General features: G+C 57.5%; 23 protein-coding genes. 15 read left to right on the forward strand and 8 right to left on the reverse strand.

Annotation, left to right across the window (positions count from 1 at the left end; all coding sequences use genetic code 11):
• Positions 1–93 precede the first annotated feature (93 nt).
• Positions 94–1,269: an alanine racemase gene (gene alr, locus QZ862_RS16095; RefSeq protein WP_296100928.1), complete on the reverse strand. Its 1,176-nt coding sequence runs from the start codon at positions 1,267–1,269 to the stop codon at positions 94–96.
• A gap of 80 nt (positions 1,270–1,349) precedes the next feature.
• Here alr and QZ862_RS16100 point away from each other — a divergent pair, with 80 nt between their 5' ends.
• The 4 genes from QZ862_RS16100 to QZ862_RS16115 all read left to right on the forward strand — a co-directional run bounded on the left by QZ862_RS16100 (position 1,350) and on the right by QZ862_RS16115 (position 5,073).
• Entirely contained in the window at positions 1,350–2,207 is an 858-nt protein-coding gene (locus tag QZ862_RS16100; protein ID WP_296100930.1) for an AraC family transcriptional regulator, read from the forward strand.
• 73 nt (positions 2,208–2,280) lie between these two features.
• The gene (locus QZ862_RS16105) at positions 2,281–2,991 is read left to right on the forward strand and encodes an AzlC family ABC transporter permease (RefSeq protein WP_296100931.1); all 711 of its coding nucleotides are present in this window, start codon (positions 2,281–2,283) and stop codon (positions 2,989–2,991) included.
• Positions 2,988–3,290, forward strand: coding sequence for an AzlD family protein (locus tag QZ862_RS16110; RefSeq protein WP_296019429.1), 303 nt, complete (start codon positions 2,988–2,990; stop codon positions 3,288–3,290). Before QZ862_RS16105 ends, QZ862_RS16110 begins: the two co-directional genes overlap by 4 nt.
• Before the next feature lie 88 nt (positions 3,291–3,378).
• On the forward strand, positions 3,379–5,073 hold the full coding sequence (locus QZ862_RS16115; RefSeq protein ID WP_296100933.1) for an ABC transporter ATP-binding protein: 1,695 nt from the start codon (positions 3,379–3,381) through the stop codon (positions 5,071–5,073).
• A gap of 45 nt (positions 5,074–5,118) precedes the next feature.
• On the opposite strand, the gene QZ862_RS16120 is transcribed toward QZ862_RS16115, so the two are convergent.
• Complete coding sequence (locus QZ862_RS16120; RefSeq protein ID WP_296100935.1) at positions 5,119–6,615, reverse strand: replicative DNA helicase; 1,497 nt, start codon at positions 6,613–6,615, stop codon at positions 5,119–5,121.
• A 419-nt stretch (positions 6,616–7,034) separates the two neighbouring features.
• On the opposite strand from QZ862_RS16120, the gene QZ862_RS16125 reads away from it, so the two are divergent.
• From QZ862_RS16125 to QZ862_RS16135, 3 genes are all read left to right on the forward strand, one after another.
• Positions 7,035–7,490, forward strand: a complete 456-nt coding sequence (locus tag QZ862_RS16125; protein WP_296040006.1) for a MarR family transcriptional regulator — start codon at positions 7,035–7,037, stop codon at positions 7,488–7,490.
• Between the two features lie 146 nt (positions 7,491–7,636).
• Positions 7,637–9,193, forward strand: coding sequence for an MFS transporter (locus tag QZ862_RS16130; RefSeq protein ID WP_296101036.1), 1,557 nt, complete (start codon positions 7,637–7,639; stop codon positions 9,191–9,193).
• 18 nt (positions 9,194–9,211) lie between these two features.
• Complete coding sequence (locus QZ862_RS16135) at positions 9,212–10,279, forward strand: HlyD family secretion protein (protein WP_296100937.1); 1,068 nt, start codon at positions 9,212–9,214, stop codon at positions 10,277–10,279.
• Between the two features lie 83 nt (positions 10,280–10,362).
• Here the strand turns inward: QZ862_RS16135 and QZ862_RS16140 are convergent, their stop codons facing one another.
• Entirely contained in the window at positions 10,363–11,073 is a 711-nt protein-coding gene (locus QZ862_RS16140; protein ID WP_296100938.1) for a winged helix-turn-helix domain-containing protein, read from the reverse strand.
• A 120-nt stretch (positions 11,074–11,193) separates the two neighbouring features.
• Here QZ862_RS16140 and QZ862_RS16145 point away from each other — a divergent pair, with 120 nt between their 5' ends.
• Positions 11,194–12,117 (forward strand): EamA family transporter, encoded by a 924-nt coding sequence (locus QZ862_RS16145; RefSeq protein WP_296100940.1) that lies wholly within the window; start codon positions 11,194–11,196, stop codon positions 12,115–12,117.
• A 74-nt stretch (positions 12,118–12,191) separates the two neighbouring features.
• On the opposite strand, the gene rplI is transcribed toward QZ862_RS16145, so the two are convergent.
• The 5 genes from rplI to QZ862_RS16170 all read right to left on the reverse strand — a co-directional run bounded on the left by rplI (position 12,192) and on the right by QZ862_RS16170 (position 15,978).
• Complete coding sequence (rplI, locus tag QZ862_RS16150) at positions 12,192–12,767, reverse strand: 50S ribosomal protein L9 (protein ID WP_296019410.1); 576 nt, start codon at positions 12,765–12,767, stop codon at positions 12,192–12,194.
• A 15-nt stretch (positions 12,768–12,782) separates the two neighbouring features.
• A complete protein-coding gene (locus QZ862_RS16155) occupies positions 12,783–13,760 on the reverse strand; it encodes a DUF2232 domain-containing protein (protein ID WP_296040015.1) in 978 nt (325 codons plus the stop codon).
• A gap of 181 nt (positions 13,761–13,941) precedes the next feature.
• On the reverse strand, positions 13,942–14,190 hold the full coding sequence (gene rpsR, locus QZ862_RS16160) for a 30S ribosomal protein S18 (RefSeq protein WP_003502063.1): 249 nt from the start codon (positions 14,188–14,190) through the stop codon (positions 13,942–13,944).
• Between the two features lie 12 nt (positions 14,191–14,202).
• Positions 14,203–14,646, reverse strand: a complete 444-nt coding sequence (gene rpsF, locus QZ862_RS16165) for a 30S ribosomal protein S6 (protein ID WP_296100941.1) — start codon at positions 14,644–14,646, stop codon at positions 14,203–14,205.
• Positions 14,647–14,934: 288 nt separating this feature from the next.
• Positions 14,935–15,978: an aldo/keto reductase gene (locus QZ862_RS16170; protein WP_296100943.1), complete on the reverse strand. Its 1,044-nt coding sequence runs from the start codon at positions 15,976–15,978 to the stop codon at positions 14,935–14,937.
• A gap of 226 nt (positions 15,979–16,204) precedes the next feature.
• Between QZ862_RS16170 and fabD the strand changes: the two genes are divergently transcribed.
• The 7 genes from fabD to gmk all read left to right on the forward strand — a co-directional run bounded on the left by fabD (position 16,205) and on the right by gmk (position 23,198).
• Entirely contained in the window at positions 16,205–17,149 is a 945-nt protein-coding gene (gene fabD, locus QZ862_RS16175) for an ACP S-malonyltransferase (protein ID WP_296100944.1), read from the forward strand.
• 30 nt (positions 17,150–17,179) lie between these two features.
• Positions 17,180–17,917 (forward strand): 3-oxoacyl-[acyl-carrier-protein] reductase, encoded by a 738-nt coding sequence (gene fabG, locus QZ862_RS16180; RefSeq protein ID WP_296100946.1) that lies wholly within the window; start codon positions 17,180–17,182, stop codon positions 17,915–17,917.
• A gap of 381 nt (positions 17,918–18,298) precedes the next feature.
• Complete coding sequence (locus tag QZ862_RS16185) at positions 18,299–18,535, forward strand: acyl carrier protein (RefSeq protein ID WP_027675866.1); 237 nt, start codon at positions 18,299–18,301, stop codon at positions 18,533–18,535.
• A 260-nt stretch (positions 18,536–18,795) separates the two neighbouring features.
• Positions 18,796–20,058 (forward strand): beta-ketoacyl-ACP synthase II, encoded by a 1,263-nt coding sequence (fabF, locus tag QZ862_RS16190; RefSeq protein ID WP_296081486.1) that lies wholly within the window; start codon positions 18,796–18,798, stop codon positions 20,056–20,058.
• A 303-nt stretch (positions 20,059–20,361) separates the two neighbouring features.
• The gene (gene mltG, locus QZ862_RS16195) at positions 20,362–21,579 is read left to right on the forward strand and encodes an endolytic transglycosylase MltG (RefSeq protein WP_296040022.1); all 1,218 of its coding nucleotides are present in this window, start codon (positions 20,362–20,364) and stop codon (positions 21,577–21,579) included.
• A 63-nt stretch (positions 21,580–21,642) separates the two neighbouring features.
• Positions 21,643–22,530, forward strand: coding sequence for a YicC/YloC family endoribonuclease (locus QZ862_RS16200; protein WP_296100947.1), 888 nt, complete (start codon positions 21,643–21,645; stop codon positions 22,528–22,530).
• Between the two features lie 5 nt (positions 22,531–22,535).
• Positions 22,536–23,198: a guanylate kinase gene (gmk, locus tag QZ862_RS16205; RefSeq protein WP_296019377.1), complete on the forward strand. Its 663-nt coding sequence runs from the start codon at positions 22,536–22,538 to the stop codon at positions 23,196–23,198.
• The last annotated feature ends 416 nt before the right edge of the window (positions 23,199–23,614 follow it).

Below are 23,614 nucleotides of genomic sequence, written 5' to 3' on the forward strand. Positions count from 1 at the left end.
TTCCTTGAAAGTACAGTCGGCGATCGTGAATTTCGATCCCGTTTTGTTCTCGTCTAGCACAGATCGTTGCAGCTTTCCAAGAGCCGGAAAATGTCACTCGTCGCCGATCAGATATTGCCGCTCGTAGCGCAGCCCAAGGCTCGTCAACATTTCGTAACCGATCGTGCCTGCGGCCCGCGCTACGTCGTCGACAGGCACATTCGGCCCGAACAGCTCGATATAGTCACCGGCGCGGATTTCGCGTTCCGGAACATCCGTGACATCGAAAATGGTGAGATCCATGGTCACGCGACCGGCAACCGGCACACGGTGCCCGTTGATAAACCCTTCCGCTCCGCCGCGACCCATCTCACGCAGTGGAATGCCGGAGCCGGAAAGCGAGCGTTGGTAGCCATCGGCATAACCCACGGCGGCGATCGCCAGACGGCTTGGTCGCGTCAGACGGTGGGTTCCGCCATAACTTACCGTCTCACCTTCACCTGCCCGGCGAATCTGGATGATCCGAGCTTCCGCCTTGGCGACGGGGCGCATCGGGTTCTTCATGTCGTTGACTGCTTCACCGCCATAGAGAGAAATCCCGGGGCGCGTCAGATCGAAGTGGTAGTCCGGACCAAGGAATATTCCGGCCGAGGCTGAGAGGCTTGATTCTATACCTTCGAAAGCCGCGCTAACTTTGCGAAATGATTCAAGCTGCGCCTTGTTCATTGGCGAGGCGGGGGTGTCGGCGCTTGCGAGATGCGACAGGACCAGTACGGGATCGAAGCTTGCGGGGCGCGTGGGATCATCGGCCAGATAAAGCGCGTCCTCAAGTGGAAGCCCAAGCCGGTTGAAACCCGTATCCACATGCAGCGCAAAAGGATGATCGCCGCGCTCCGCAAGGGCGCTCATCCAGAAGGTAAGCTGCTCTTCCGAGGCAATGACCGGTACCAGATCATGGGCGAAGACATCGCGCTCCTGGCTTGGCCAGATGCCGGACAAAACGAAGATCCGGGCTTCCGGCGCGTGGGGACGAAGCGTGACGCCCTCGGAGACGCTGGCGACAAAGAAATCGCGGGCGCCTGTGTAATAAAGCGTCGAACCACAATCTTCGATCCCCATGCCATAGGCATCCGCCTTCACCACCGCTGCCGCCCGCGCCTTGCCGGAGCGGCGCTGCATATCGCGCCAGTTATCCGCAAGGGCTGCGAGATCGACGGTGAGCCGAACCGGCGCGGTTTCGAATGCGTCTGCCCCCATCTCGGAGATGCTATCGTCAAGGTCGTCTGTCATGGTCTTGCACCTTTTGAATGTCGGCATGGTCTATCACTTTTGTTCAAGACGGTCATGACGGATTGGGCTAAACCCTAACTATGCACAATGTTTCGCAGGAACAGGCCACGGAGCACATGCCGCTTTCACGCGCTGAAACCACTCGGTTTTGGCGCGACAAGCGCTTCAAAGGCATGGAATGCATGACGGCAACGTTCCTGACGCATGAATTTTCGCCGCACGCGCATGATACATTTTCAATCGGCGCCATCGAAAACGGCTCACAGATTTCGACCATCAAGGGCACGACAGAGCGCACCGGTCCCGGACATCTTTATCTTATCGATCCCGGCCAGATCCACGATGGCGCGCCCGGCGGTGACGGTTACAGATATCGAATGATCTATCCGGATGTAGCACTGTTGTCGGAAGTCATCGAAGACGTGACACGCCGTGCTTTTCACGGGACACCGTCCTTTCCGAAGTTCCTGCCGCACGACCCAAAGATGGCGCAGGCTTTCCAGATCGCTCATCGCAGGCTGGACAACGGAGCAGGGGCGCTGGAGGCAGATGAGGGGATGTTCTCCGTTTTGGCTGAACTGTTTTGCCGGCACGGCAGCGCCATCATTCTGCCCGTCGAGACACGTGAGAAGACGGCCGTGTATCAGGCGCGGGATTATCTCAATGACAATTTCGACTTGGATATCGGATTGGAAGAACTCGCAGCTATGGCCGGTCTAAGCCGAGCGCATCTGATCCGCGCTTTCCGGCGCGAGTTCCACATCACGCCGCATGCTTATCTCACTGATATCCGCATTCGCCGGGCAAGACATTTGTTGCGCGAGGGCGAAAGCCCGGCCTCGGTTGCACTGGAATGCGGCTTTGCCGATCAGGCGCATTTCGCCCGCCACTTCAAGGCGCGCACGGGCGTGACGCCCGGCCAGTTTCGCGCGGCCTGAAACACCAGGTCACTTTCGTTCAATACGGAAATTCGGTGGCAGCATAGATGCATCTCCTGAACAGGAGAATGATATGTTGAGCAAGACCCCGCCTGAAAAACCACAGGAACTGATCGCCGGATTGAAGGCTGCTTCGCCATTGCTCGTCGCCATGGTGCCGATCGGCGTGGTCTTCGGTGCCATCGCCGTCAGCAAGGGTCTTTCGCCTTTGGAGACCTGCCTGATGTCGCTCTTCGTTTTCGCCGGTGGCGCGCAATTCGTGGCCATGGATTTGTGGACGCATCCGGCAAGCTGGGCAGCGCTTGGCTTTGCGGCGCTCCTCGTCAATCTCAGGCACATACTGATGAGCGCCTCCATCGCCGTGAAAATGCGAAGCTTCAAACCATGGCAGCGCTGGCTCTCCATGCCGGTTCTGACGGACGAGTCCTGGGCGCTCGCAGAATTTCGCAGTATGACCGGCCCCTTGCGTCCGGCATTCTATGCCGCCGCCGCTCTGTCCATCTATACGGTCTGGAACCTTGCGACACTCGCGGGCGCGCTGCTTGGCTCCGTCATGGGCGATACCACGGTCATCGGTCTCGACTTCGCCTTTCCAGCCGTCTTCATCGTGCTGCTGATGGGATTTTGGAAGGGTCGGCAAACGGGCTTCGTTCTCGTCGCAAGTGCCGCCGCTGCCTTCCTCGCCCATCGATATGTTCCCGGCGCCTGGTATATCGCAGCCGGCGCGCTGGCCGGACTGGCCGTTGCCGCCTTCTCCCGTGACGAAGGGGAGGCGGCGCAATGAGCCTTGATCCCAACACGCTGCTGACGATCCTCGCCATGGCGTTTGCGACAGTCCTCACGCGCTTCGGCGGTCTCGTACTGATCCGCCACGTGCATATGACGGACAGGGCGACGCGAGCGCTCAATGCTGTGCCGCCTGCGGTGCTGATGGCTGTCGTCACCCCCACAGCCTTTACCAACGGTCTTGCGGAATCCATCGGCTGCGCTGTCACCGCTCTTGCCGCCACCCGTTTTTCGCTTCTGCCTGCCGCGGGCACGGGCGTTGTGACGGTGGCGCTATTGCGCGCGCTTGGGCTGTAACATTGTCGCCTAAGGGTTGTGCAAACCAACCGGAGACGTTATGTCCTGAAGGACGACTTTCTAGTTTGTGAAAAGCGGGAGCACCGTTTTGTTCAAGAACTACAAGATCGCCCTGAGGCCGTTGCTGCAGATTTATCGACAAGATCTGAGGACTGCATGGCCCTCGATCCTCTTGCTAATCGTGACCATTCTCGCAGGCGCGTTGCTGTCTGTATCCGGCCCTTATGTGTTCTCGCGCATTATCGATGACGTGCCGAAAGAGGCCGGTCCATGGATCATGGCGTTTTCCCTTTATGCCATTCTCACGGCTCTAGCGACGGGCACACAACGTTGCACGCAGTATCTTGCCGTGATCCATTCGGAGCGGTTGGAATTTGTAGCAACGACACGTTTCTTCGAAAGGATTACGCGCAAGCACGGTACTTTCTTCACTGATCATAATCCTGCGGAGATCCAGCAAGCACAAACTCAGGGCGCATCCGCAGCTTCGATCCTGATGCAGATCGTCCTAATCTATTTCGTGCCGGGCTTCGCCAATTTTCTGTTCAGTATCATAGTTCTCGGCGCGGCGATCAGCCCCGAGTTGATCCTGATCGTTTTCTGTTACGGCGCAGTATTCATAGCACTGACAATTGCGTCAAACCGCTTCACCAGCCGTTATCTGGAGCGGGCCATCGAAGCGGGGCAGCAGAATGCCGGCTTTGTCGGCAACGCAGTCAGCATGATCGAGCCGTTAAGGCACACGGGCAGCACGGCCTGGATGCAAGAGCGCTTCGGTGAAAATGCCAATGCGATCTATCAGAACTGGCGGCTCTACTCGTTGCGGCGTATCGGCTTCATCGCGGCACTCTCTCTGGCGCTTTGCTTCCAGCTTATGCTCAGCTTCTATCTCCTCTTGCCGCGCTATCAGCAAGGAACGATTTCCGTCGGCGATATCGTGCTGTTCAACATGCTGTTGCTTCAACTGAACATCCCATTCGAAATGATCGGGCAGTCGATCGGAGAAGCCATACGCTCTCTGGCGCGCTTCATGCCCTGCGCGCGCATGTGGTTGGAGCCGGAGGAGCCGGCAGAAGTGGCAGCCGAGCAGTCAGTCTCGCACCCGGAGACGATCGAACTTTGGAATGTCGGTTTCCGTTACGACAATGACCGTGGCGTCAGTAACGTCTCTTTCACGGCATCACCGGCGCGCTTTACCTTCATCATCGGTGAGACAGGCTCCGGCAAATCCACCCTGTTCAAGCTGCTGCAAAAGACCATGGTGCCACAACAGGGACACATCCTTGTCGATGGCGCCGACTTGAGAGAGATCGGCAAGGACCGTTGGTACTCGTTAGTCGGGATCGTCCCACAGGAAATTCAGCTTTTGAATGACAGTCTCCGCACGAACATTGTTCTGGGTCGCCCCAACGATGAAGAGCGGCTACGCGAAGTCGCCGAGCAGGCCGCCATCCTGAAACGGATCGAAGGCATGGCGGATGGTTTCGATACGATCGTCGGGGAGAGGGGGCTGAAGCTTTCGGGCGGTGAGCGCCAGCGCATCGCGATCGCCCGCGCCTTATATGGTGCGCCGTCCATCCTGCTCCTGGACGAGGCGAGCTCAGCACTGGATGAAGAGACTGAGCGGGAAATCATGGATCAGCTGCGCAAACTGGACGGTGATCTGACGATCATCGCGATCACGCATCGCCAAAGCTCCATCCGTGCGCAGGATCAGGTCGTCACCTTGAAAGCGGTTGAAGCAAGCGAATCTGTGTCTGAACCGCCGCCGCTATCCTCTTGAAAAGACTCTGCCTGATGGTCGACAAACCGCCAAGCAGACGCGATATCAGTGTTCTTCGTACTGACTGAAGGATGGATCGGCGAGATCAGCAAATCGGGTGAACTCGGCCTGGAAGGCTAGCTTGACGGTGCCGGTCGGTCCGTGACGCTGCTTGGCGATGATCACGTCGGCTGTGCCCTTGACCTTGTCGAAGAGCGATTCCCATTCAGAATATTTCGGGTCGGCGGGATCGCGCGGCTCCATGTTTTTGACGTAATATTCCTCACGGAACACGAAGAGCACCACGTCGGCGTCCTGCTCGATGGAGCCCGATTCACGAAGGTCGGAAAGCTGCGGGCGCTTGTCTTCACGGCTTTCCACCGCACGAGAGAGCTGTGAAAGTGCGATGATCGGAACATTGAGTTCCTTGCCGAGCGCTTTCAGGCCGGTGGTGATCTGGGTGATTTCCTGCACGCGGTTTTCGCCACCCTTGCCCGATCCTGTCATCAGCTGAACGTAGTCGACGACCAAAACATCAAGACCGCGCTGGCGCTTCAGACGGCGCGCGCGGGCGGCAAGCTGAGCAATCGAGATACCACCGGTCTGGTCGATATAGAGCGGCACCTTCTGCATCATCTGGCTGCACGCCACAAGCTTTTCGAAATCGGCTTCGGTGATGTCACCACGACGGATTTTCGATGATGAGACTTCCGTCTGCTCGGAGATGATACGGGTTGCGAGCTGTTCGGACGACATTTCGAGTGAGTAGAAGCCGACGACGCCGCCATTCTTGGCCTTATAGGTTCCGTCCGGCTGCACTTCCTGCTCATAGGCCGCGGCAATGTTATAGGCGATATTGGTTGCAAGCGAGGTCTTGCCCATGCCCGGACGTCCGGCAAGCACGATCAAGTCCGAACGCTGCAAGCCGCCCATGCGGGCATCGAGTGAATGGATGCCGGTAGAAATGCCGGACAGGTTCCCATCGCGCTCGAAGGCAGCGCCAGCCATGTCGATGGCAAGCGCCACCGCATCGTTGAACGATTGGAAGCCACCATCGTAGCGCCCGGTTTCTGCCAGCTCGAACAGGCGGCGCTCTGTGTCTTCGATCTGCGCCTGAGGCGGCATGTCGAGCGGCGCATCATAGGCGATATTGACCACATCCTCACCGATCTGGATCAGTGCGCGGCGCAGCGCCAGATCGTAAATCGCCCGGCCATAATCTTCCGCGTTGATGATCGAGACGGCTTCGGCGGCAAGACGCGCCAAGTACTGGGCAACGGTCAGGTCGCCGACCTTGTCATCCGCCGGAAGAAAAGTCTTGATGGTGACGGGGTTGGCCGTCTTGCCCATGCGGATGATATCGCCCGCGACCTCGAAGATCTTGCGGTGGAGCGGCTCGTACAGATGCACCGGCTTCAGGAAGTCCGACACGCGATAATAGGCGTCGTTGTTGACGAGGATCGCGCCGAGCAGCGCCTGCTCAGCTTCGATGTTGTTTGGCGCCTCGCGGTAAAGCGGTTCGGCGGCGGGCGCTGGGGTGATCTTTCTCACGGCGTCGTTCATGGTCTCGCGATCTCCCTTTAAAGCGCGGCGCATCCTTTAGAAGGCACAAGACACGCTCTAACTTTTCCATCTGCGCATCCAGCTTTGCGAAAAACCCATGTCGATTTTCTGCTGGCGCGTTGGCCTTCCGTCTGCGGCAAGGCTGCCGGTTTGAAGCGTGGCGGCGTTGTCGTCAATGACCTGAAGGCAACACTTGAGCCTCACCTTACCTAAAGAGAGGCGGGGACCCCAACATAGTAGGTTGTCCCCATTAATCCACAGGATGATTCGGACAATGCGATGAAGGCGGCGCGAATCACTCACTCTCTGCCATGATTTTAAAGCATGGCTCCAATCCACCAAAGACACTTGAATTTTAGCAGAGAGCGAAATAGGTAGGGATAAAATAAGTAGTGCACTAATTATAAGGTTTAAATACGGTGTCCCGAATTACCGAAAAAGAACAGCTGTTTGATGAGATGGCGGCCTTCAACCGCAAGCTCCGCTCGTTCTTCGATGCTCGCGTTGCTGAAAAAGGGCTGACGTTGGCGCGTGCTCGGACATTGTTTGCTCTTTCGAGAAGAGGTCCGCTGACGCAAAAGGAGCTTGCGGAAGAGTTGGAAATCGAAACGCCGACGCTCGTGCGGCTGTTGGATGCCATGGAGAAACAAAAGCTCATCGAAAGGCGTTCTGACGAAGTTGATCGGAGGGCGAAGCGAATTCACATGACAGCCTCCGGAGTACAGACATTCGAAGAAGTGGATGCGCAGGCGAAGGCCATGCGAGCAGAGATCGCGCTGGATGTTTCCACCGATGAAATCCGGGTGGCGCTCAACGTGGTCAGACGCTTGACCAACAATCTGCAGAAACTCTCGGAAGAGGAGGCGACGTCGTGAGTAATGCCATAACGTATCAGCGCGACGTGCCTCTGGATGAAGAGGAGCAAAAGGCCACTCCCGCTGCTGTACCTGCATCCGAGCCTAAGGACGATGCGGCCCTCCCGCCGGTTCAGCCCGCCGAGAAATCCTTCAGCCAAAAACTGATGTATATCGCCGCCGGCCTTGCCTTCTTCATTACCCAGGGCATGGGCATGAACATCGTCATGGCCAATATCTATCAGCTGCAAGGCGAATTCTCTGGAACTGTGGCGGAGGTGGCCTGGCTTTCGGCAGCATATATGGCGCCCTATGCGACCTTCTCGATTGCGCTCTTCAAGGTCCGCCAGCAATATGGCCTGCGGCCATTTGCGGAAATCAGCATCATCGCCTTCGTTTTTGCCTCTTGCCTCAACCTTTTTGTTACGGATCTGCATTCCGCCATTGTCGTGCGTTTCGTTAGCGGCATGGCGGCGGCACCTCTGTCGTCGCTTGGCTTTCTCTACATTCTCGAAGCTTTCCCCGCACAGCGAAAGCTGACGCTTGGCCTCAGCATCGCGCTTACGGGAACGCTTCTGGCATCGCCGCTCGCGCGCATCGTCTCGCCGCCGCTGCTCCAGATCGATGGCTGGCAGGCGCTCTACAGCATGGAAGTGGGGCTAGCGCTTGCCGTATTGCCGATCATCTACCTCCTTCCGCTAACGGCTCCGCCACGGGTGAAAGTGATCGAGCGCCTCGACATTCTGAGCTATATGCTATTTGCCGGAGGTCTTGGCTGTCTCGCTGTCTTTCTCACGCTTGGCCGGTTCTACTGGTGGTTCGAAACCTGGTGGCTTGGAGTGCTTCTGGCGACGTCGATCAGCCTCCTGACTGTGATGACCATGATCGAATTGCCACGCAAGAATCCTATGCTCGATCTGCGCTGGATTTTCTCGCGCACCAATCTGCATCTCATTGCGGTCTTATTGATCTATCGCGCCGTCTCTTCGGAGCAGTCGTCCACCGCAGTGAGCCTCTATCAGCAACTTGGCATCCTCAACGAACAGACAGCGGACCTTTATGGTCTCATCATTCTCGCGACCGTTCTGGGCGGTGCGACCTGCGCGTTGTTGATGCTGACGAAATATGTCGAAACCGCACATGTCATCGCCCTGTCCTGTATTGCGCTCGGAGCCTTCATGGACAGCACATCGACCAATCTGACCCGGCCTGAACAAATGTATCTGAGTCAGGCAATGATCGCCTTCGGCGCGGCCATGTTTCTGCCCCCCGTTATGGCCAAGGGATTTGGCGCGGCACTGGCAAAAGGTCCGCCCTATCTCGTTAACTTCATCACCATCTTCCTGTTCACCCAGATTACCGGATCGATGTTGACGACTGGTCTGTTGGGCTCCTTTGTGACGCTCAGGGAAAAATTCCACTCCAACATCCTAGTGGAAAGCATCCTTCTGCAAAATCCGCAGGTCGCGCAGCGCATCAGCCAGCTTTCGGGTGCATACAGCCATGTGCTCACCGATCCGACGCTTCTGCGAGCGGAGGGTGTGACCCTTCTTGCCCAGCAGGTATCGCGAGAGGCCTATATTCTCGCTTATAACGATACGTTTCTGCTGATCGCTATATGCGCTGCCGCCGCTCTCGTCGCGCTGCTTCTACACCTCGCATGGCTGCGCCTCAAACCATTGATGTCGGGCGGTCAAAGTGCCGCAACCGTTTCCCACTCCTGATCCTTCAGAGACTTAAAAATGCTAAAAAAGATTTTCACACCTGTCACCCTAATCGTTCTTCTCGGAGGTGTCGCTGGCGTCGCGTTGGTGCTTTATGCCTGGCGCCTGCCACCCTTCTCCAGTCATGTGGAAATGACCGATAATGCCTATGTGCGCGGTTATGTCACGACCATGAGCCCTCAGGTCAGCGGGTATGTCGTCGATGTGCCGGTGAAGGATTATCAGGAGGTCAAACAAGGAGATCTGCTGGTCAAGATCGACGACCGCATCTTCCGCCAGAGACTGGCGCAGGCAGAAGCCACACTTGCCGGGCAGACCGCCGCCTCGGATAATTCCCGCCAGCAGGAAAACGCCGCTCGTGCCAATATTGCCTCCAGCCAGGCCGCTGTGGATAGCGCCGAAGCCTCGCTGAAACAGGCGCAATTGGCTGCCGATCGCCAGGACAATCTGATCCGCAGCGGCGTCGGAACCTCAAGCCTGCAAGAAGAAGCTCAGGCCAATCTTGAAAAGTCCCGCGCAGGGTTGTCGCAGGCCAAGGCGGCGCTGGAAGTGGCTCGCCAGGATTTGCAGACCATTATCGTCAATCGTAGTTCGCTCCAGGCTGCCGTTGCCAATGCGCAGGCGGCGGTTGAGCTCGCTAGAATCGATTTGCAGAACACCGAGATCAAGGCGCCGCGCGATGGCGAGCTTGGTGAAGTGGGCGCGCGTGTAGGCCAGTATGTCGCCGCAGGAACCCAGCTGATGGCGGTCGTGCCGCATGATGTGTGGGTTGTCGCCAACTTCAAGGAAACCCAGCTTGCGGGCATGGAAGTGGGCCAGCCTGTGTCGATTTCCGTCGATGCGCTCCATCATCGCAAATTGAAGGGCAGGGTCGAGCGCTTCTCGCCAGCTGCCGGTTCCGAATTTGCCGTGATCAAGCCAGACAATGCGACTGGCAACTTCGTGAAGATCGCGCAGAGGGTGGGCGTGCGCGTGTCGATCGATCCGGACCAGCGCGCCGCTGAAGAGTTGTCTCCGGGCATGTCGGTGGTCGTTCGCGTCGACAAGAGCAAGGCTCCCGTAGCGGAAGAGGCCGCATCTAAATAGACTGCGGTACGGCTTCCACAGTCAAGCCTTTCAGCCTATACGGCCGGTTTGAAGGCTTTGTCTTGCTAGGTCGTCGGCTTCGCTCAGCCTTCCCGCCAATCCGCGGGCAGGCAGAAGATGTTTCGAAATCCCTTCTCACCCGTAGGCGTGATCGTCAGAGCGCGGCTATCGGCCCTGCGTGCTACCCATCCGAGATCCAGCATGCGTTGGAAAAGTGCGGCACCGATACGCCCGGCAATGTGATGACGCCGTTCGCTCCAGTCCAGGCAGGTGCGGCAGAGCGGCCGCTTCGGACGTGAACCGTCGCTCAGATCGATCCCGAACTCCCCCAAAAAGTCCTTGCCTTTTTTTGTTACAAGAGCGCCTTCGTCCGACAGCAGAATCACTCCGCTGTCGCTGAGGCTGTCTGTGATCGCGACGGCAAGCCGTCCTGCGATGTGGTCGTAACAGCTGCGGGCGATACGCATGTCTTTTTCTCGCGGCCCCATCGGATGATGCCGTTTCGGACCGACTGCAGCAATCGACATGAGCGAATCGATACCATGAGCAACCTGAGCGGACGAAAGCCGGTAGTAGCGATGCCGACCTTGTTTTACGGTTGTCAGAAGGTTGGCGTCGACCATCTTCGCTAGATGCTCGCTTGCGGTTTGTGGCGTGACGCCTGCATCTCGCGAAAGCTCGCCCGCTGTCAAAGCCTGTCCGCCCATCAGCGCGCAGAGCATGTTTGCGCGCGTCGTATCGCCAATAAGGCTGGCTACGGCGGCAAGTGTGTTAGGGGAGGCGAAACCGGTCATGCAACACCATTATCACTCCCACATCCGCTCGTCAGCGGCACATTGTTCGGTCGATGCCGAAGCTTCCCCCCGCGGCGCAACTCTATAAAGAAGGATCGCTTTGATGGAGAGACTGATAGAATGGCTGATAAAAAATTGCTGCCCGAACTCGCCCTGCTCGTCTTGCTGGGATGCCTGTGGGGCAGCTCCTACACCTTCATCAAGATCGGCATTGAGACGATCCCTCCTCTGACGCTGATTGCAGCGCGCACCGCGATTGCCGGTAGCATCCTCACCGTCGTCATATTCTGGCGAGGCTTGCGGCTTCCAAGGGATTCAGCACTTTGGAAGATGTTCGCCATCCAGGCGGTGCTGAACAGCGCTCTGCCATTCACGCTGATTGCCTGGGCAGAACATCACATCGATGCCGGATTGGCAGTCATTCTCAATTCGCTGACGCCTGTTTTCACATTTCTGCTAACCGCGATCATTACCCGTCATGAGATGGTCAATGGCAGAAAGCTGTTTGGTGTGATGATCGGGCTCGTTGGAACGGTTGTCATGATTGGCGTTCAGGCGCTAAATGGTTTCGGCGATGTCGTGTTGGCGCAGGTGGCAGTCATTCTAGCCACGGCTTTTTATGCGGGCGCGGCGATCTTCGGGAAGAACTTCAAGGGTATTGATTCGATGATCCCGGCTGCTGCTTCTTTAATCTGCGGAGCCGTGATTCTCATACCCGTCAGTCTGGTGGTTGACCGCCCGTGGGAGCTAGTGCCCTCAGCGCGTTCGATTACCGCACTCATCGGGCTCTCGATATTTTCCACGGCACTTGCTTTCACGATATACTTCCGCCTCGTTCGTACTCTAGGGTCGCTTGGAACGACGGCCCAGGCCTATGTACGCGTACCCGTGGGCGTAGCGATCGGCGTTATATTCCTGGGCGAACAACTGTACGCGAGCACGATGATAGGTCTCGTCTGTATTCTCACGGGGGTGATTGCAATGACGTTGCCGACACGCCGGCCGATCGCAGGAATGGCCGAGGCGAAGGTATCTAGCGAATAATCCAAAACCCAAACAAAAACCCCGGATGTCACCATCCGGGGTTTTGTGTTCGAGCCTTAAAACGCTCGCAGAAATTAGTCGTCGTCGCCGTCGCGGTCAGCTTCCGGATCGAAGAAGTCTTCCGGACGCAGTGCGTCTTCGTCAACGCCGTAGATGGCGTCAGCGGAGGTCAGGCTTTCACCCTTGGCCTGACGCTCAGCTTCTTCAGCCGAACGGGCAACGTTCAGCTCAACCTGAAGCTCGACTTCCGAGTGCAGGTGAAGCGTTACGTTGTGCAGACCGATGGTCTTGATCGGCGTGTTGAGTTCGACTTGGTTACGGCCAACGTTGAAGCCTTCCGCGCCGAGGATCTCGACGACGTCACGGGCAGCAACAGAACCGTAGAGCTGACCGGTTTCGCCAGCGGAGCGAACAACGATGAAGCTCTTGCCTTCAAGTGCGTCGGCAACCTTCTGGGCTTCGGACTTACGCTCGAGGTTACGGGCTTCGAGCGTTGCGCGCTCGTTTTCGAAACGTGCCTTGTTGGCAGCGTTGGCGCGCAGCGCCTTGCCCTGCGGCAGCAGGAAGTTACGTGCGTAGCCATCGCGAACCTTTACGGTTTCGCCCATCTGGCCAAGCTTTGCGATGCGCTCGAGAAGAATGACTTGCATCTTCTTGATCCTTTCTCAATTGGAGTTGGTTTCGTTAGTTTGATCGGAGTTCCGCGCAGGAGTGAGTGAAATCGTGCTGCGCACGTCGCTCAATCCCAGGAGGAGTATGAAGAACAGCGGAAACATGAAGACCGCTGATAGGTATGCGAGGACGAGAACCGGCAGGCGCCAATCCTTACCCTTGGAACGGTGATGCAGCGAAGCGTAGCCCGCCATGATGAATCCCGCACCGAACGTGCCGCAGACAACCGCACCGATCATGGCGGGAACGCCGCCAAAAAAGGTGAGGACGATGCCTGCGAGAAAAATGAAGATCGCATTGCGATGCATACGAAGCGCCGCTGCGATATCTTCGCGTGGGCGTAGGCCCTTGCCGAAGGAGCGGACCATGCGGCTTGCAAAATAGTAGGCTGCAAACAAGAGCATCACCCACAGACCGCCCTGGATCATCGGCAGCATCAAAACCAGAAGCGACTTCGTCTGCGCAAGCGCTGTCGGGTCTGGCTTGAAAGAAGCTTCGCTGGCCTGCACGGACGCCATCATCAGATCGACGATTTGGGAGACGAGATCCGGGCCATAGCCGATCATGACGCCGAGGACGACGACGGATACCGTGATCAGGCCGCAAAGATGCAGCACGATGCCGGACAGCGGATACCAAGCCATCAGGTCTTTCGGCCCGCCGATTTCGGTTGCAGGCCGTGCGAGATTGGCAAGATGAGAGAGCCAGCCAGCCGGGATAAGCGTAAAGATTGAAATCGTCACCGCAAAGAGCGGGGAAACCGCAAGTGCACCGAGAAAGGCAGCTGAAACGATGGCAACGATGGCGGCAGCATTGCCCCAGCCCAGGCCGGCGACGAGAACCGGCATGGCAGACGCGGCATAAAGCAGGAACGACATCGACGATTGTGCCGTTGCGCCAAGCGTCAGAAACGCGGCGCATATGCCGGCAAGAATGCCGGTGATCAGCACTGTCTGGTTCAACTGTCTCAACGTCGCTGTCCTGCTTGTTTTCAGCAGTTAGAGGACCGTTCATCTGAACATCGTCCCCAACATGGGATTTGGTCTTTGTCGATCCGCGCCCGACGCGGAAGGAATTGAGAGCTCCTGAAATGCCATACGGGCAGAGCAGGAAGGACCGAGGCCGCGCACGGCGCGACCTCGAAACTTTAAATTACGCTACGACGTAAGGCAGCAGGCCGAGGAAGCGTGCACGCTTGATCGCCTGAGCGAGTTCGCGCTGCTTCTTCTGGGAAACGGCGGTGATGCGCGAAGGAACGATCTTGCCGCGCTCGGAAATGTAGCGCTGCAGGAGACGAACGTCCTTGTAGTCGATCTTCGGAGCATTTGCGCCGGAGAAGGGGCACGTCTTGCGACGGCGATGGAACGGGCGGCGTGCCTGGGAAGAGGATGCGTCAGCCATTATTGTTTCTCCTTATGCACGGTCTTCGCGCGGACGGCGCGGACGGTCTTCGCGGTCGCTACGCGGACGGTCGCCAAAGCCACCTTCACGGGGGCCACGATCGGGACGGTCGCCACGCGGACGGTCGTCGCGGTCACGCTTCTGCAACATGGCAGACGGGCCTTCTTCGTGGGCTTCCACAGCGATGGTCATGTAACGAAGAACGTCTTCGTTGATGCGCATCTGGCGCTCGACTTCGTGGATGGCAGCCGCCGGAGCGTCGATGTCCATCAGAGCGTAGTGAGCCTTGCGGTTCTTCTTGATGCGGTAGGTGAGGGACTTCAGACCCCAGTTTTCGATGCGTCCGACTTTGCCGCCGAACGATTCGATAACGCCCTTGTAATGTTCGACAAGTGCGTCGACCTGCTGGGCAGTGATATCCTGCCGGGCAAGGAAGATGTGTTCGTAAAGAGCCATTTAAGCTTTGCCTTTCTTGCGTTTCATTCATCACCCGGCAACGGCGCTAAGCCTCAACGACTGCTCTTGATCGGAAAACCGGAGGCAAGAAAAGCGTTGTTCGAGACGGTCGAGAGCGGAGACACGGGAGGCCGGAAAAACCTTATGGTTCCTGCTGTTTCGAAATCGAAACCAGCCCTCCGTTCAGCCACCAGCCATAAGACCGGGTGTTGTGAACAGCGCGCTTATACTGAATTTCGCTGCGAATGCAAGCGCGCCGCTCCAAAAAGCCTGGTGAACGGGCTTCGATTAGATCGGCATTGGGTATTGCCGGTGGAGGTCCGCAATGCTTTTGAGCGTTTCATCGGACAAGGTGACCTCCGCTGCCGCGATATCTGTCTTCAACTGCTCCATCGTCGTCGCACCGATGATGACGGACGCCATGAAGGGGCGGGTAAGGCAAAAGGCAATGGCGAGCTGCGCGGGATCGATGCCGAGCTCGTACGCCAGTTCCAGATAGGCCTTGACCGGAGCCTCCTGCAAAGGCTGCAGCCGTCCGCCGATATCGTGATTGATCGACCCGCGCGATCCTTCCGGGCGCGCACCGTTCTGGTACTTGCCGGTCAGGATGCCGCCTGCAAGCGGCGAATAGGCAAGCAGGCCCACATCCTCGTGATGCGCTACTTCCGCAAGATCGAGATCGAAGCTGCGATAGAGAAGATTATACTCGTTCTGAATCGAGGCGACGCGTGGCAGCCCCTTGGCCTCGGCGATATCGATGTATTTCTGCGTACCCCAAGCACTTTCGTTGGAAAGTCCGATGGCGCGAATTTTTCCGGCCTTCACCAGTTCACTGAGTGTCTCGAGCTTCTCGTTGAACTCTTCGAGGGTCTTTTCTTTGTTCTGCTTGGAGGCATCGAAGCTCCACGCGCCGCGGAAATGGTAAGTGCCACGGTTCGGCCAATGGATCTGGTAGAGATCGATGTAATCGGTCTTCAGACGCGTGAGGCTGGTGTCGACCGCTTCACGAATGGCTGCCGCGTCGATATCGCGCCCGCCGCGAATGTAATCACGACCAGAACCCGCAACCTTGGTGGCCAGGACCACCTCGCTGCGCTTGCCGCTCTTCTGGAACCAGGTTCCGATATAGTCTTCCGTGCGCCCTTGCGTTTCGGCGGAGACCGGCGTCGTCGGGTAGAGCTCGGCGGTATCAAAAAAGTTCACGCCATTCTCGAGTGCGTAGTCCATCTGCTCATGGGCTTCGGACTCGGTATTCTGCGTACCCCATGTCATCGTGCCAAGGCAGATTTCCGACACGGAAATGCCCGTGCGTCCCAACGTGTTGTGTTTCATGGAAATGTCTCGTTTTGCTTGGAAGGTTGGCAGAAAGTAATGCGGAATTGCCGCAGTGCAAGAAAAAATATTGCTCTTCAATCTCTGTGGAAGAGGGCGGTCAAACAAGGCGCGAGCGGCCGTCAAACGGCGCAAAGCCTTGACTTTGCGGGCCGAACTGTGAATGGAAAGCGCCAGAATGGAAGTGAAGGCCCAAAAACAGGCCAAAAAAGAAGGACCGCATTCCATGGCTATCGCATTCACATTTCCAGGTCAGGGCAGCCAGGCCGTTGGCATGGGCAAGGATCTGGCAGAGAACTTCGCAGAAGCCCGCGCGGTTTTCGATGAAGTCGACGAAGCTTTGGGACAGAAGCTGTCCGACATCATGTGGAACGGTCCGGAAGAGACGCTGACGCTGACCGCCAATGCCCAGCCGGCGTTGATGGCCGTATCCGTCGCCGTGATGCGCGTGCTGGAAGCGCGCGGCTTGGATCTGGCGCAAAGAGTATCCTATGTCGCGGGCCATTCGCTTGGCGAATATTCAGCGCTTTGTGCTGCCGGCACGTTCTCGCTTGCCGATACCGCCCGTCTCCTGCGCATCCGCGGCAATGCCATGCAAGCTGCTGTTCCGGTCGGTGAGGGAGCCATGGCAGCCATCATCGGTCTTGAGCATGGCGATGTGGAAGCCATTTGCCGCGAAGCTGCAAACGGTGGCATCTGCCAGATCGCCAACGACAATGGTGGCGGACAGTTGGTGATTTCCGGCGCGAAGGCACCAGTGGAAAAGGCGGCGGCCCTGGCTTCGGAAAAGGGCGCCAAGCGCGCGATCATGCTGCCGGTGTCAGCACCATTCCATTCAGCCTTGATGGCGCCTGCCGCCGAAGCGATGCGTGAGGCACTGGCCTCGGTCAAGAAGAACAATCCGGTCGTGCCGGTGGTTGCTAACGTGCGGGCTGCCCCAGTCTCCGATGCCGATGAGATTGCATCGCTCCTAGTTGAGCAGGTGACCGGGCAGGTTCGCTGGCGCGAGACGGTCGAGTGGTTTGCCGCAAATGACGTGACCACGCTTTATGAAATCGGCTCGGGCAAGGTTTTGACTGGGCTCGCCCGCCGCATCGACAAGACGGTGACCGGCGTTGCCGTCAACACGCCTGCGGATATTGATGCCGCACTGCAGACGCTTCTCGGCTGAGTTCACAAGATACAACAAAGGACGAACAGAATGTTTGATCTGACTGGCCGCAAGGCTCTCATCACCGGCGCGACCGGCGGCATCGGCGAAGAAATCGCCCGCCTTCTTCATGCGCAGGGCGCAATTGTCGGTCTCCACGGCACCCGTGTCGAAAAGCTTGAGGCACTCGCGTCCGAGCTCGGCGAACGCGTGAAGATCTTCCCGGCCAATCTGGCCGATCGCGCAGAGGTCAAGGCGCTCGGCGAGAAGGCGGAAGCCGAACTCGAAGGCGTCGATATTCTCGTCAATAATGCCGGCATCACCAAGGACGGGCTCTTCGTCCGCATGAGCGACGAGGACTGGGACAATGTTATCGAGGTCAATTTGACCGCAATGTTCCGCCTTACGCGTGAGCTGACCCATCCTATGATGCGCCGTCGTTTCGGTCGCATCATCAACATCACCTCCATCGTCGGTGTCACCGGAAATCCCGGTCAGGCGAATTATTGCGCTTCGAAGGCCGGCATGATCGGTTTCTCCAAGTCGCTCGCCCAGGAAATCGCCACACGCAACGTCACCGTCAATTGCGTGGCGCCAGGCTTCATCGAAAGCGCGATGACCGGCAAGCTGAATGACAAGCAGAAAGAAGCGATCATGGGAGCGATCCCTATGAAGCGCATGGGAACGGGCGCAGAAATCGCATCTGCCGTGCTCTATCTCGCCTCCAACGAGGCCGGATACATGACCGGACAAACGCTGCACGTGAACGGCGGAATGGCGATGATCTAATGCATCATGCCGTTAATCCGCGGGTAACTTCGGGCGGCATGATGGGAAGAGACAACAGGTGAAAGCGCCTACCGCCTTTTCAAGATGGCGCTTTCACAGCCTGGCTTTTGATGATTCGAAGCAAGAAAATTGCCTGTAGAGCACGTGTGTTAGCGTAATTTTAAGGCTTTTTTCCCGCTGGAAACCGTGTTAAGCGGGCGAAGACTGTGAACAGTCGTCCCGGAGTGACAGGCAGCCGTTGCGATTTCTTGCGACGATGTTAGCTTGGCCGGGTTGAACGGGTTTGCCCACGGTGCCTGCCTTGAAAGGCGCTTGGGGGTTTTAACAGGGCAGGGTGCCTGAAGGGGCATTCCTTTCAAAGTAAAGGTCGAGGAAACCGACATGAGCGATATCGCAGAACGCGTAAAGAAAATTGTAGTTGATCATCTTGGCGTTGACGCCGACAAAGTCGTTGAAGGCGCAAGCTTCATCGACGACCTGGGCGCTGACTCGCTCGACACCGTTGAACTGGTTATGGCGTTCGAAGAAGAATTCGGCGTTGAGATTCCAGACGACGCAGCTGACTCGATCCTGACTGTTGGCGACGCTGTCAAGTTCATCGAAAAGGCTCAGGCCTAATCATTGAATGGATCTAGGGAAGGCTGCGATGCCTTCCCGATGTGGCCCGGCCTGTCCGGGCCAATATTTTATCATGCGGCCGTTTTCGGCTGGATGAGGCGTGAATGACGCTGAGCCATACACCTGGAGCAATTTCGGTGAACACGGGTTCACCCATACTGCTCTAACTCTTTGTTGTGATGTATTTCCGTATGCAAAAAGCCAACATGCTTTGGCCGGAAATGCTCGAATGATCGGATTATGAGGGCGCAAAGTTGACGTTGAGACGTGTCGTTATCACAGGTACCGGCATGGTATCTCCCCTTGGTTGTGGAACGGAAGTGACCTGGGAGCGGCTTTTGGCCGGTCAGAATGGCGCTCGCCTCGTCACGGAATTCGAAGTTGACGATCTACCCGCAAAAATCGCCTGCCGGATTCCTGTTGGGGACGGTACCGATGGCACTTTCAATCCTGACGACTGGATGGAACCGAAGGAACAGCGCAAGGTCGATCCGTTCATCATTTACGGTATCGCCGCCGCCGACATGGCGCTGAACGACGCCAACTGGCATCCGCAGACGGACGAAGAGCAGATCATGACCGGCGTGCTGATCGGCTCCGGTATCGGCGGTCTGGAAGGTATCGTCGAGGCTGGCTATACCCTTCGCGATAAAGGTCCGCGCCGCGTTTCACCATTTTTTATTCCCGGTCGGCTGATCAATCTTGTCTCCGGCCAGGTCTCCATCAAGCATAAGCTTCGTGGCCCAAACCATGCGGTCGTTACCGCCTGCTCCACCGGCGCGCACGCCATTGGTGACGCAGCCCGTCTGATTGCGCTCGGCGACGCCGACGTGATGGTCGCAGGAGGTGCGGAGTCGCCGGTTTGCCGTATCGCGCTTGCCGGTTTTGCTGCCTGCAAAGCGCTGTCCACCCAGCATAATGATGATCCACAGAAGGCTTCGCGCCCCTATGACCGTGACCGCGATGGTTTCGTCATGGGTGAAGGTGCGGGCATCGTCGTTCTGGAAGAGCTGGAACATGCCAAGTCCCGTGGCGCGAAGATCTATGCCGAAGTCGTCGGCTATGGTCTTTCCGGCGATGCCTTCCACATCACGGCTCCGTCCGAGGATGGCGAAGGTGCCTATCGCTGCATGTCAATGGCGCTGAAGCGTGCGGGGCTGACGCCTGCAGATATCGACTATATCAATGCCCATGGCACCTCCACCATGGCAGACACGATCGAACTCGGTGCCGTCGAGCGACTTGTGGGGGACTCTGCCTCAAAGATTTCTATGTCGTCCACCAAGTCGGCGACAGGACATCTTCTTGGAGCAGCAGGCGCGATCGAAGCGATCTTCGCCACGCTGGCCATCCGTGACAACATTGTCCCGCCGACACTCAATCTCGATAATCCTGACGTCGAGACTGAGATCGATCTCGTGCCGCACAAGGCGCGCAAGCGCGACGTCAATGTGGCACTGTCGAATTCCTTCGGTTTCGGTGGGACCAACGCGTCTCTGGTACTGCGCCGCTACGAAGGCTGAGGTTGGGATAACCCAACCCAATTCAGGAAGGAGCGGCCCCTTGCCGCCCCTCCAAGAATCGATCAGAACGCTTTCAGCATTCCCGGTGGTGATCCGGGATGACTGATCGACCAGTCCTTTAGAAATGAAGATGCGCAAGCATTCTTTTTTAAGAACTGGACCCTTGGAGTATCCTGTCTTCGTCCACGAAGATGTGTTCGATCCCTCCAGCCTGAGAGAGTGCAGAATAGCCTGCCGAACCTGTTTTTGCCGCATTGCCTGCTCAAATAAGCCGTTGTAATGCCGAACTGAAAAGGACCGCCGGTGAGCGATAATAGAGAGAACAATCTTCCCCCCTACGATCGCGACAGCTCCTATGAGAGCAAGGGTGGACCGATCATTCCAAAATCGCCGACCGAGGCTTTGAGACCTGAAAAAGTTCCTGAGCCGCCGAAGCGTTCGCGCAAGGCCCACAGCCAGGCGGTGATCTTTCTGAATTTTCTGATGACACTGATCGTTGCCGTCACGGTCGTGGGTGTCGCTGGCTTCTACTACATGATCCATGCGTTCCACGAGCCGGGCCCGTTGCAGACCAACACCACGATCACGGTGCGCAACGGCGCGGGTCTTGCGGAAATTGCCAACACGCTGGAGCGTAGCGAAGCGATTTCCAACGGCCGCATCTTCCGCCTCATGGCAGATCGCTACATGGCCGCCGGCCAGACACCGAAGCCCGGCGAATATGAAATCAAGGCACATGCCTCGATGAAGGATATTCTGTCTCTGCTAGAATCGGGCAAGTCTATTCTCTATACCGTCTCCTTCCCGGAAGGCCTTACGGTCAAGCAGATGTTTGCGCGGCTTGCTACCGATCCGGTTCTGGAGGGTGACTTGCCGAGCGAACTGCCGCCCGAGGGCAGTCTGCGTCCTGATACTTATCCCTTTACCCGCGGTACCAAGCGTGACGAAATCGTTCGCCAGATGCGCGCAGCTCAGACAAAGCTCGTGGAGATGCTCTGGGAGCGCCGCGATCCGAACCTTCCACTGAAGACGATCGAGGAATTCGTCACGCTTGCCTCCATCGTTGAAAAGGAGACCGGCAAGGATGATGAGCGCGGTCATGTCGCTTCGGTGTTCTACAATCGGATGAAGAAGAACATGCGACTGCAATCCGATCCGACCATCATCTACGGTCTGTTCGGTGGCGAGGGTAAACCGTCCGATAGGCCGATTTATCAATCGGATCTTCAGAAAGAAACGCCCTTCAATACCTACATCATCCGCGGTCTGCCGCCTCATCCGATTGCAAATCCTGGCCGTGCGGCGCTGGAGGCAACTGCCAACCCATGGCGGACAGATGATCTCTACTTCGTTGCCGATGGCACGGGTGGGCACGTCTTTGCAAAGACGCTGGACGAGCACAACAGCAATGTGCGTCGCTGGCGCAAGATCGAGGCTGAAAAGGCCGCAAATGGGACCGCGTCCGATACGGTTGTCGATGGTCAACCCGGCGGCAATCAAGCAGAAAAACCTGCCAATTGATGAGACTGGCTTTGCTGCGGTCGCGCTTTGCGTGACCGCATAGAGTTTCTGGGGGACAATCGCATGACATTGCAATCCATGACGGGTTTCGCGCGCAGCGAAGGCACCTCCGGGCGGTATCGCTGGGCATGGGAGTTACGCTCCGTAAACGGCAAGGGACTGGATCTGCGTCTGCGTCTGCCGTCAGGCATGGAGGCACTTGAGACGGCGTTTCGCGACATCGCATCGCAAAGCCTGTCTCGAGGTAACATTCAAGCGGGCCTTTCGCTGTCAGCCTCCGAAACCAAGCTTGAGGCTGTTGTCAACCGTGATGCACTGGATGCGGTCCTTGCCCTTAAGCAGGAATTGGGCAGTGCGATCAGCGATGCGCCGCTCAGCTTCGACACGTTGCTGTCGGTGCGCGGTCTAGTGGAGTTTCGCGAGCCGGTGGAAACAGAAGAGGTTCAGAGCGCGCGCAATGCCGATATCGTTGCTGGCTTCTCGGCTGCCGTTGCGGCCCTGAGATCCATGCGTGAGCGCGAGGGGACATCTCTTTATGCGCTTCTGTCGACCCATATCGACCGGATCGAACAACTGACGTCGGTCATCAATGCTGATCCGTCCCGCCAGCCGGAGCATATTCGCGCAAGGCTGGAAGCCCAGATCGCCCTGATCGGTGACGGCACCAGCGGACTGGATCGCGAGCGTCTTTATGCGGAAGCCGCATTGCTTGCGACCAAAGCCGATCTGCGTGAAGAGATCGACCGGCTGACCTCGCATGTTTCTGCCGCGAGGGAACTTCTTGCCACGGGCGGGCCGGTCGGACGAAAGCTCGATTTTCTTGCACAGGAATTTAACCGCGAGTCGAATACGATCTGTTCCAAATCCAATGCCAGTGCTGTAACCGCTACTGGTATCGAATTGAAGGTCGTGATCGATCAGTTCCGCGAACAGGTTCAAAATCTGGAGTAGGCTCTATGGTGCCAGCGAATAGCTCTCCCGTCCATATCGCCCGCAGGGGTCTGATGCTGGTCATGTCCTCGCCATCCGGCGCAGGCAAATCCACTATTGCTCGAAACCTGCTGGAGAGGGATAAGAACATAAGCCTTTCTGTGAGCGTCACCACGCGCCAGCGCAGGCAAAGCGAAATCGAAGGCATTCACTATCACTTCATCACCAAGCGCGAATTCGAGGGACTGCGCGACAGCGATCAGCTTCTGGAATGGGCTGAGGTGCATGGCAATTTCTACGGGACGCCGCGTGCGCCCGTGGAACAGGCAATGTCTGAAGGTCGCGACATGCTGTTCGATATCGACTGGCAGGGCGCCGAACAGCTTCAGGACAAGATGAAGGCAGACGTCGTTTCGATATTCATCCTGCCGCCGACGATGACCGAACTCCAATCGCGCTTGCATCGGCGTGCCGAAGACACCGAAGAAGTCATCCGCACACGCCTTGCCAACTCGCGCGCCGAAATAGAGCACTGGCGCGATTATGACTATGTCATCCTCAACGATGACCTCCAGGCGGCGTTCTCGGCGGTTGAAGCCATCGTAAAGGCCGAACGTGTCCGCCGCGACCGACGCCACGGCATGTTCGATTTTGTCAGAGGCTTGCTCGAAGAAGAGCCGCAGCTTTAATCAGCAAAGACGCAGGTCGCAGCTCTTTATCCGAAGGTTTGTCATCGGTGGCGTCTTTCACCCAAAGGCGACTGCTGTGCGGCTTTCCGCGTGAGTGCATCGTTCTAATAGTGGCGGGGCATCGTGCGCGGCAGGAAGCGGCATGACAGGAAAGCCGCAGAGGCTCGGGCGCTCTCGATGTCTTCTGGGGCACAGCCAAGGCAACCAGATTGGTCCTCCCGCAGAACCGCAATTCAGACAAGCCGGCTTAGCTGGCGATCATTGGTCGATTCGAGGAATGGGCCAGAACCAGTGTTTGGCTTGTCTGCTGGATGACACAGTGCGTGGTGCCTGAAGAGTGATCGCGCCTGTGTTTAAACCGGCGTTGTTCAAGACGTCCTTCTCGGCGCGACTCGACGCGAGATGGATGTCGATCA

It is taken from the genome of uncultured Agrobacterium sp., from assembly GCA_913777615.1.
Lineage (GTDB): Bacteria > Pseudomonadota > Alphaproteobacteria > Rhizobiales > Rhizobiaceae > Agrobacterium.

Coding starts and splice junctions, on each gene's coding strand:
- alr (WP_296100928.1), bottom strand. CDS start 1,269: ATGACAGACGACCTTGACGATAGCATCTCCGAGATGGGGGCAGACGCA.
- QZ862_RS16100 (WP_296100930.1), top strand. CDS start 1,350: ATGCACAATGTTTCGCAGGAACAGGCCACGGAGCACATGCCGCTTTCA.
- QZ862_RS16105 (WP_296100931.1), top strand. CDS start 2,281: ATGTTGAGCAAGACCCCGCCTGAAAAACCACAGGAACTGATCGCCGGA.
- QZ862_RS16110 (WP_296019429.1), top strand. CDS start 2,988: ATGAGCCTTGATCCCAACACGCTGCTGACGATCCTCGCCATGGCGTTT.
- QZ862_RS16120 (WP_296100935.1), bottom strand. CDS start 6,615: ATGAACGACGCCGTGAGAAAGATCACCCCAGCGCCCGCCGCCGAACCG.
- QZ862_RS16130 (WP_296101036.1), top strand. CDS start 7,637: ATGTATATCGCCGCCGGCCTTGCCTTCTTCATTACCCAGGGCATGGGC.
- QZ862_RS16135 (WP_296100937.1), top strand. CDS start 9,212: ATGCTAAAAAAGATTTTCACACCTGTCACCCTAATCGTTCTTCTCGGA.
- QZ862_RS16140 (WP_296100938.1), bottom strand. CDS start 11,073: ATGACCGGTTTCGCCTCCCCTAACACACTTGCCGCCGTAGCCAGCCTT.
- QZ862_RS16145 (WP_296100940.1), top strand. CDS start 11,194: ATGGCTGATAAAAAATTGCTGCCCGAACTCGCCCTGCTCGTCTTGCTG.
- rplI (WP_296019410.1), bottom strand. CDS start 12,767: ATGCAAGTCATTCTTCTCGAGCGCATCGCAAAGCTTGGCCAGATGGGC.
- rpsR (WP_003502063.1), bottom strand. CDS start 14,190: ATGGCTGACGCATCCTCTTCCCAGGCACGCCGCCCGTTCCATCGCCGT.
- rpsF (WP_296100941.1), bottom strand. CDS start 14,646: ATGGCTCTTTACGAACACATCTTCCTTGCCCGGCAGGATATCACTGCC.
- QZ862_RS16170 (WP_296100943.1), bottom strand. CDS start 15,978: ATGAAACACAACACGTTGGGACGCACGGGCATTTCCGTGTCGGAAATC.
- fabD (WP_296100944.1), top strand. CDS start 16,205: ATGGCTATCGCATTCACATTTCCAGGTCAGGGCAGCCAGGCCGTTGGC.
- fabG (WP_296100946.1), top strand. CDS start 17,180: ATGTTTGATCTGACTGGCCGCAAGGCTCTCATCACCGGCGCGACCGGC.
- QZ862_RS16185 (WP_027675866.1), top strand. CDS start 18,299: ATGAGCGATATCGCAGAACGCGTAAAGAAAATTGTAGTTGATCATCTT.
- QZ862_RS16200 (WP_296100947.1), top strand. CDS start 21,643: ATGACATTGCAATCCATGACGGGTTTCGCGCGCAGCGAAGGCACCTCC.
- gmk (WP_296019377.1), top strand. CDS start 22,536: ATGGTGCCAGCGAATAGCTCTCCCGTCCATATCGCCCGCAGGGGTCTG.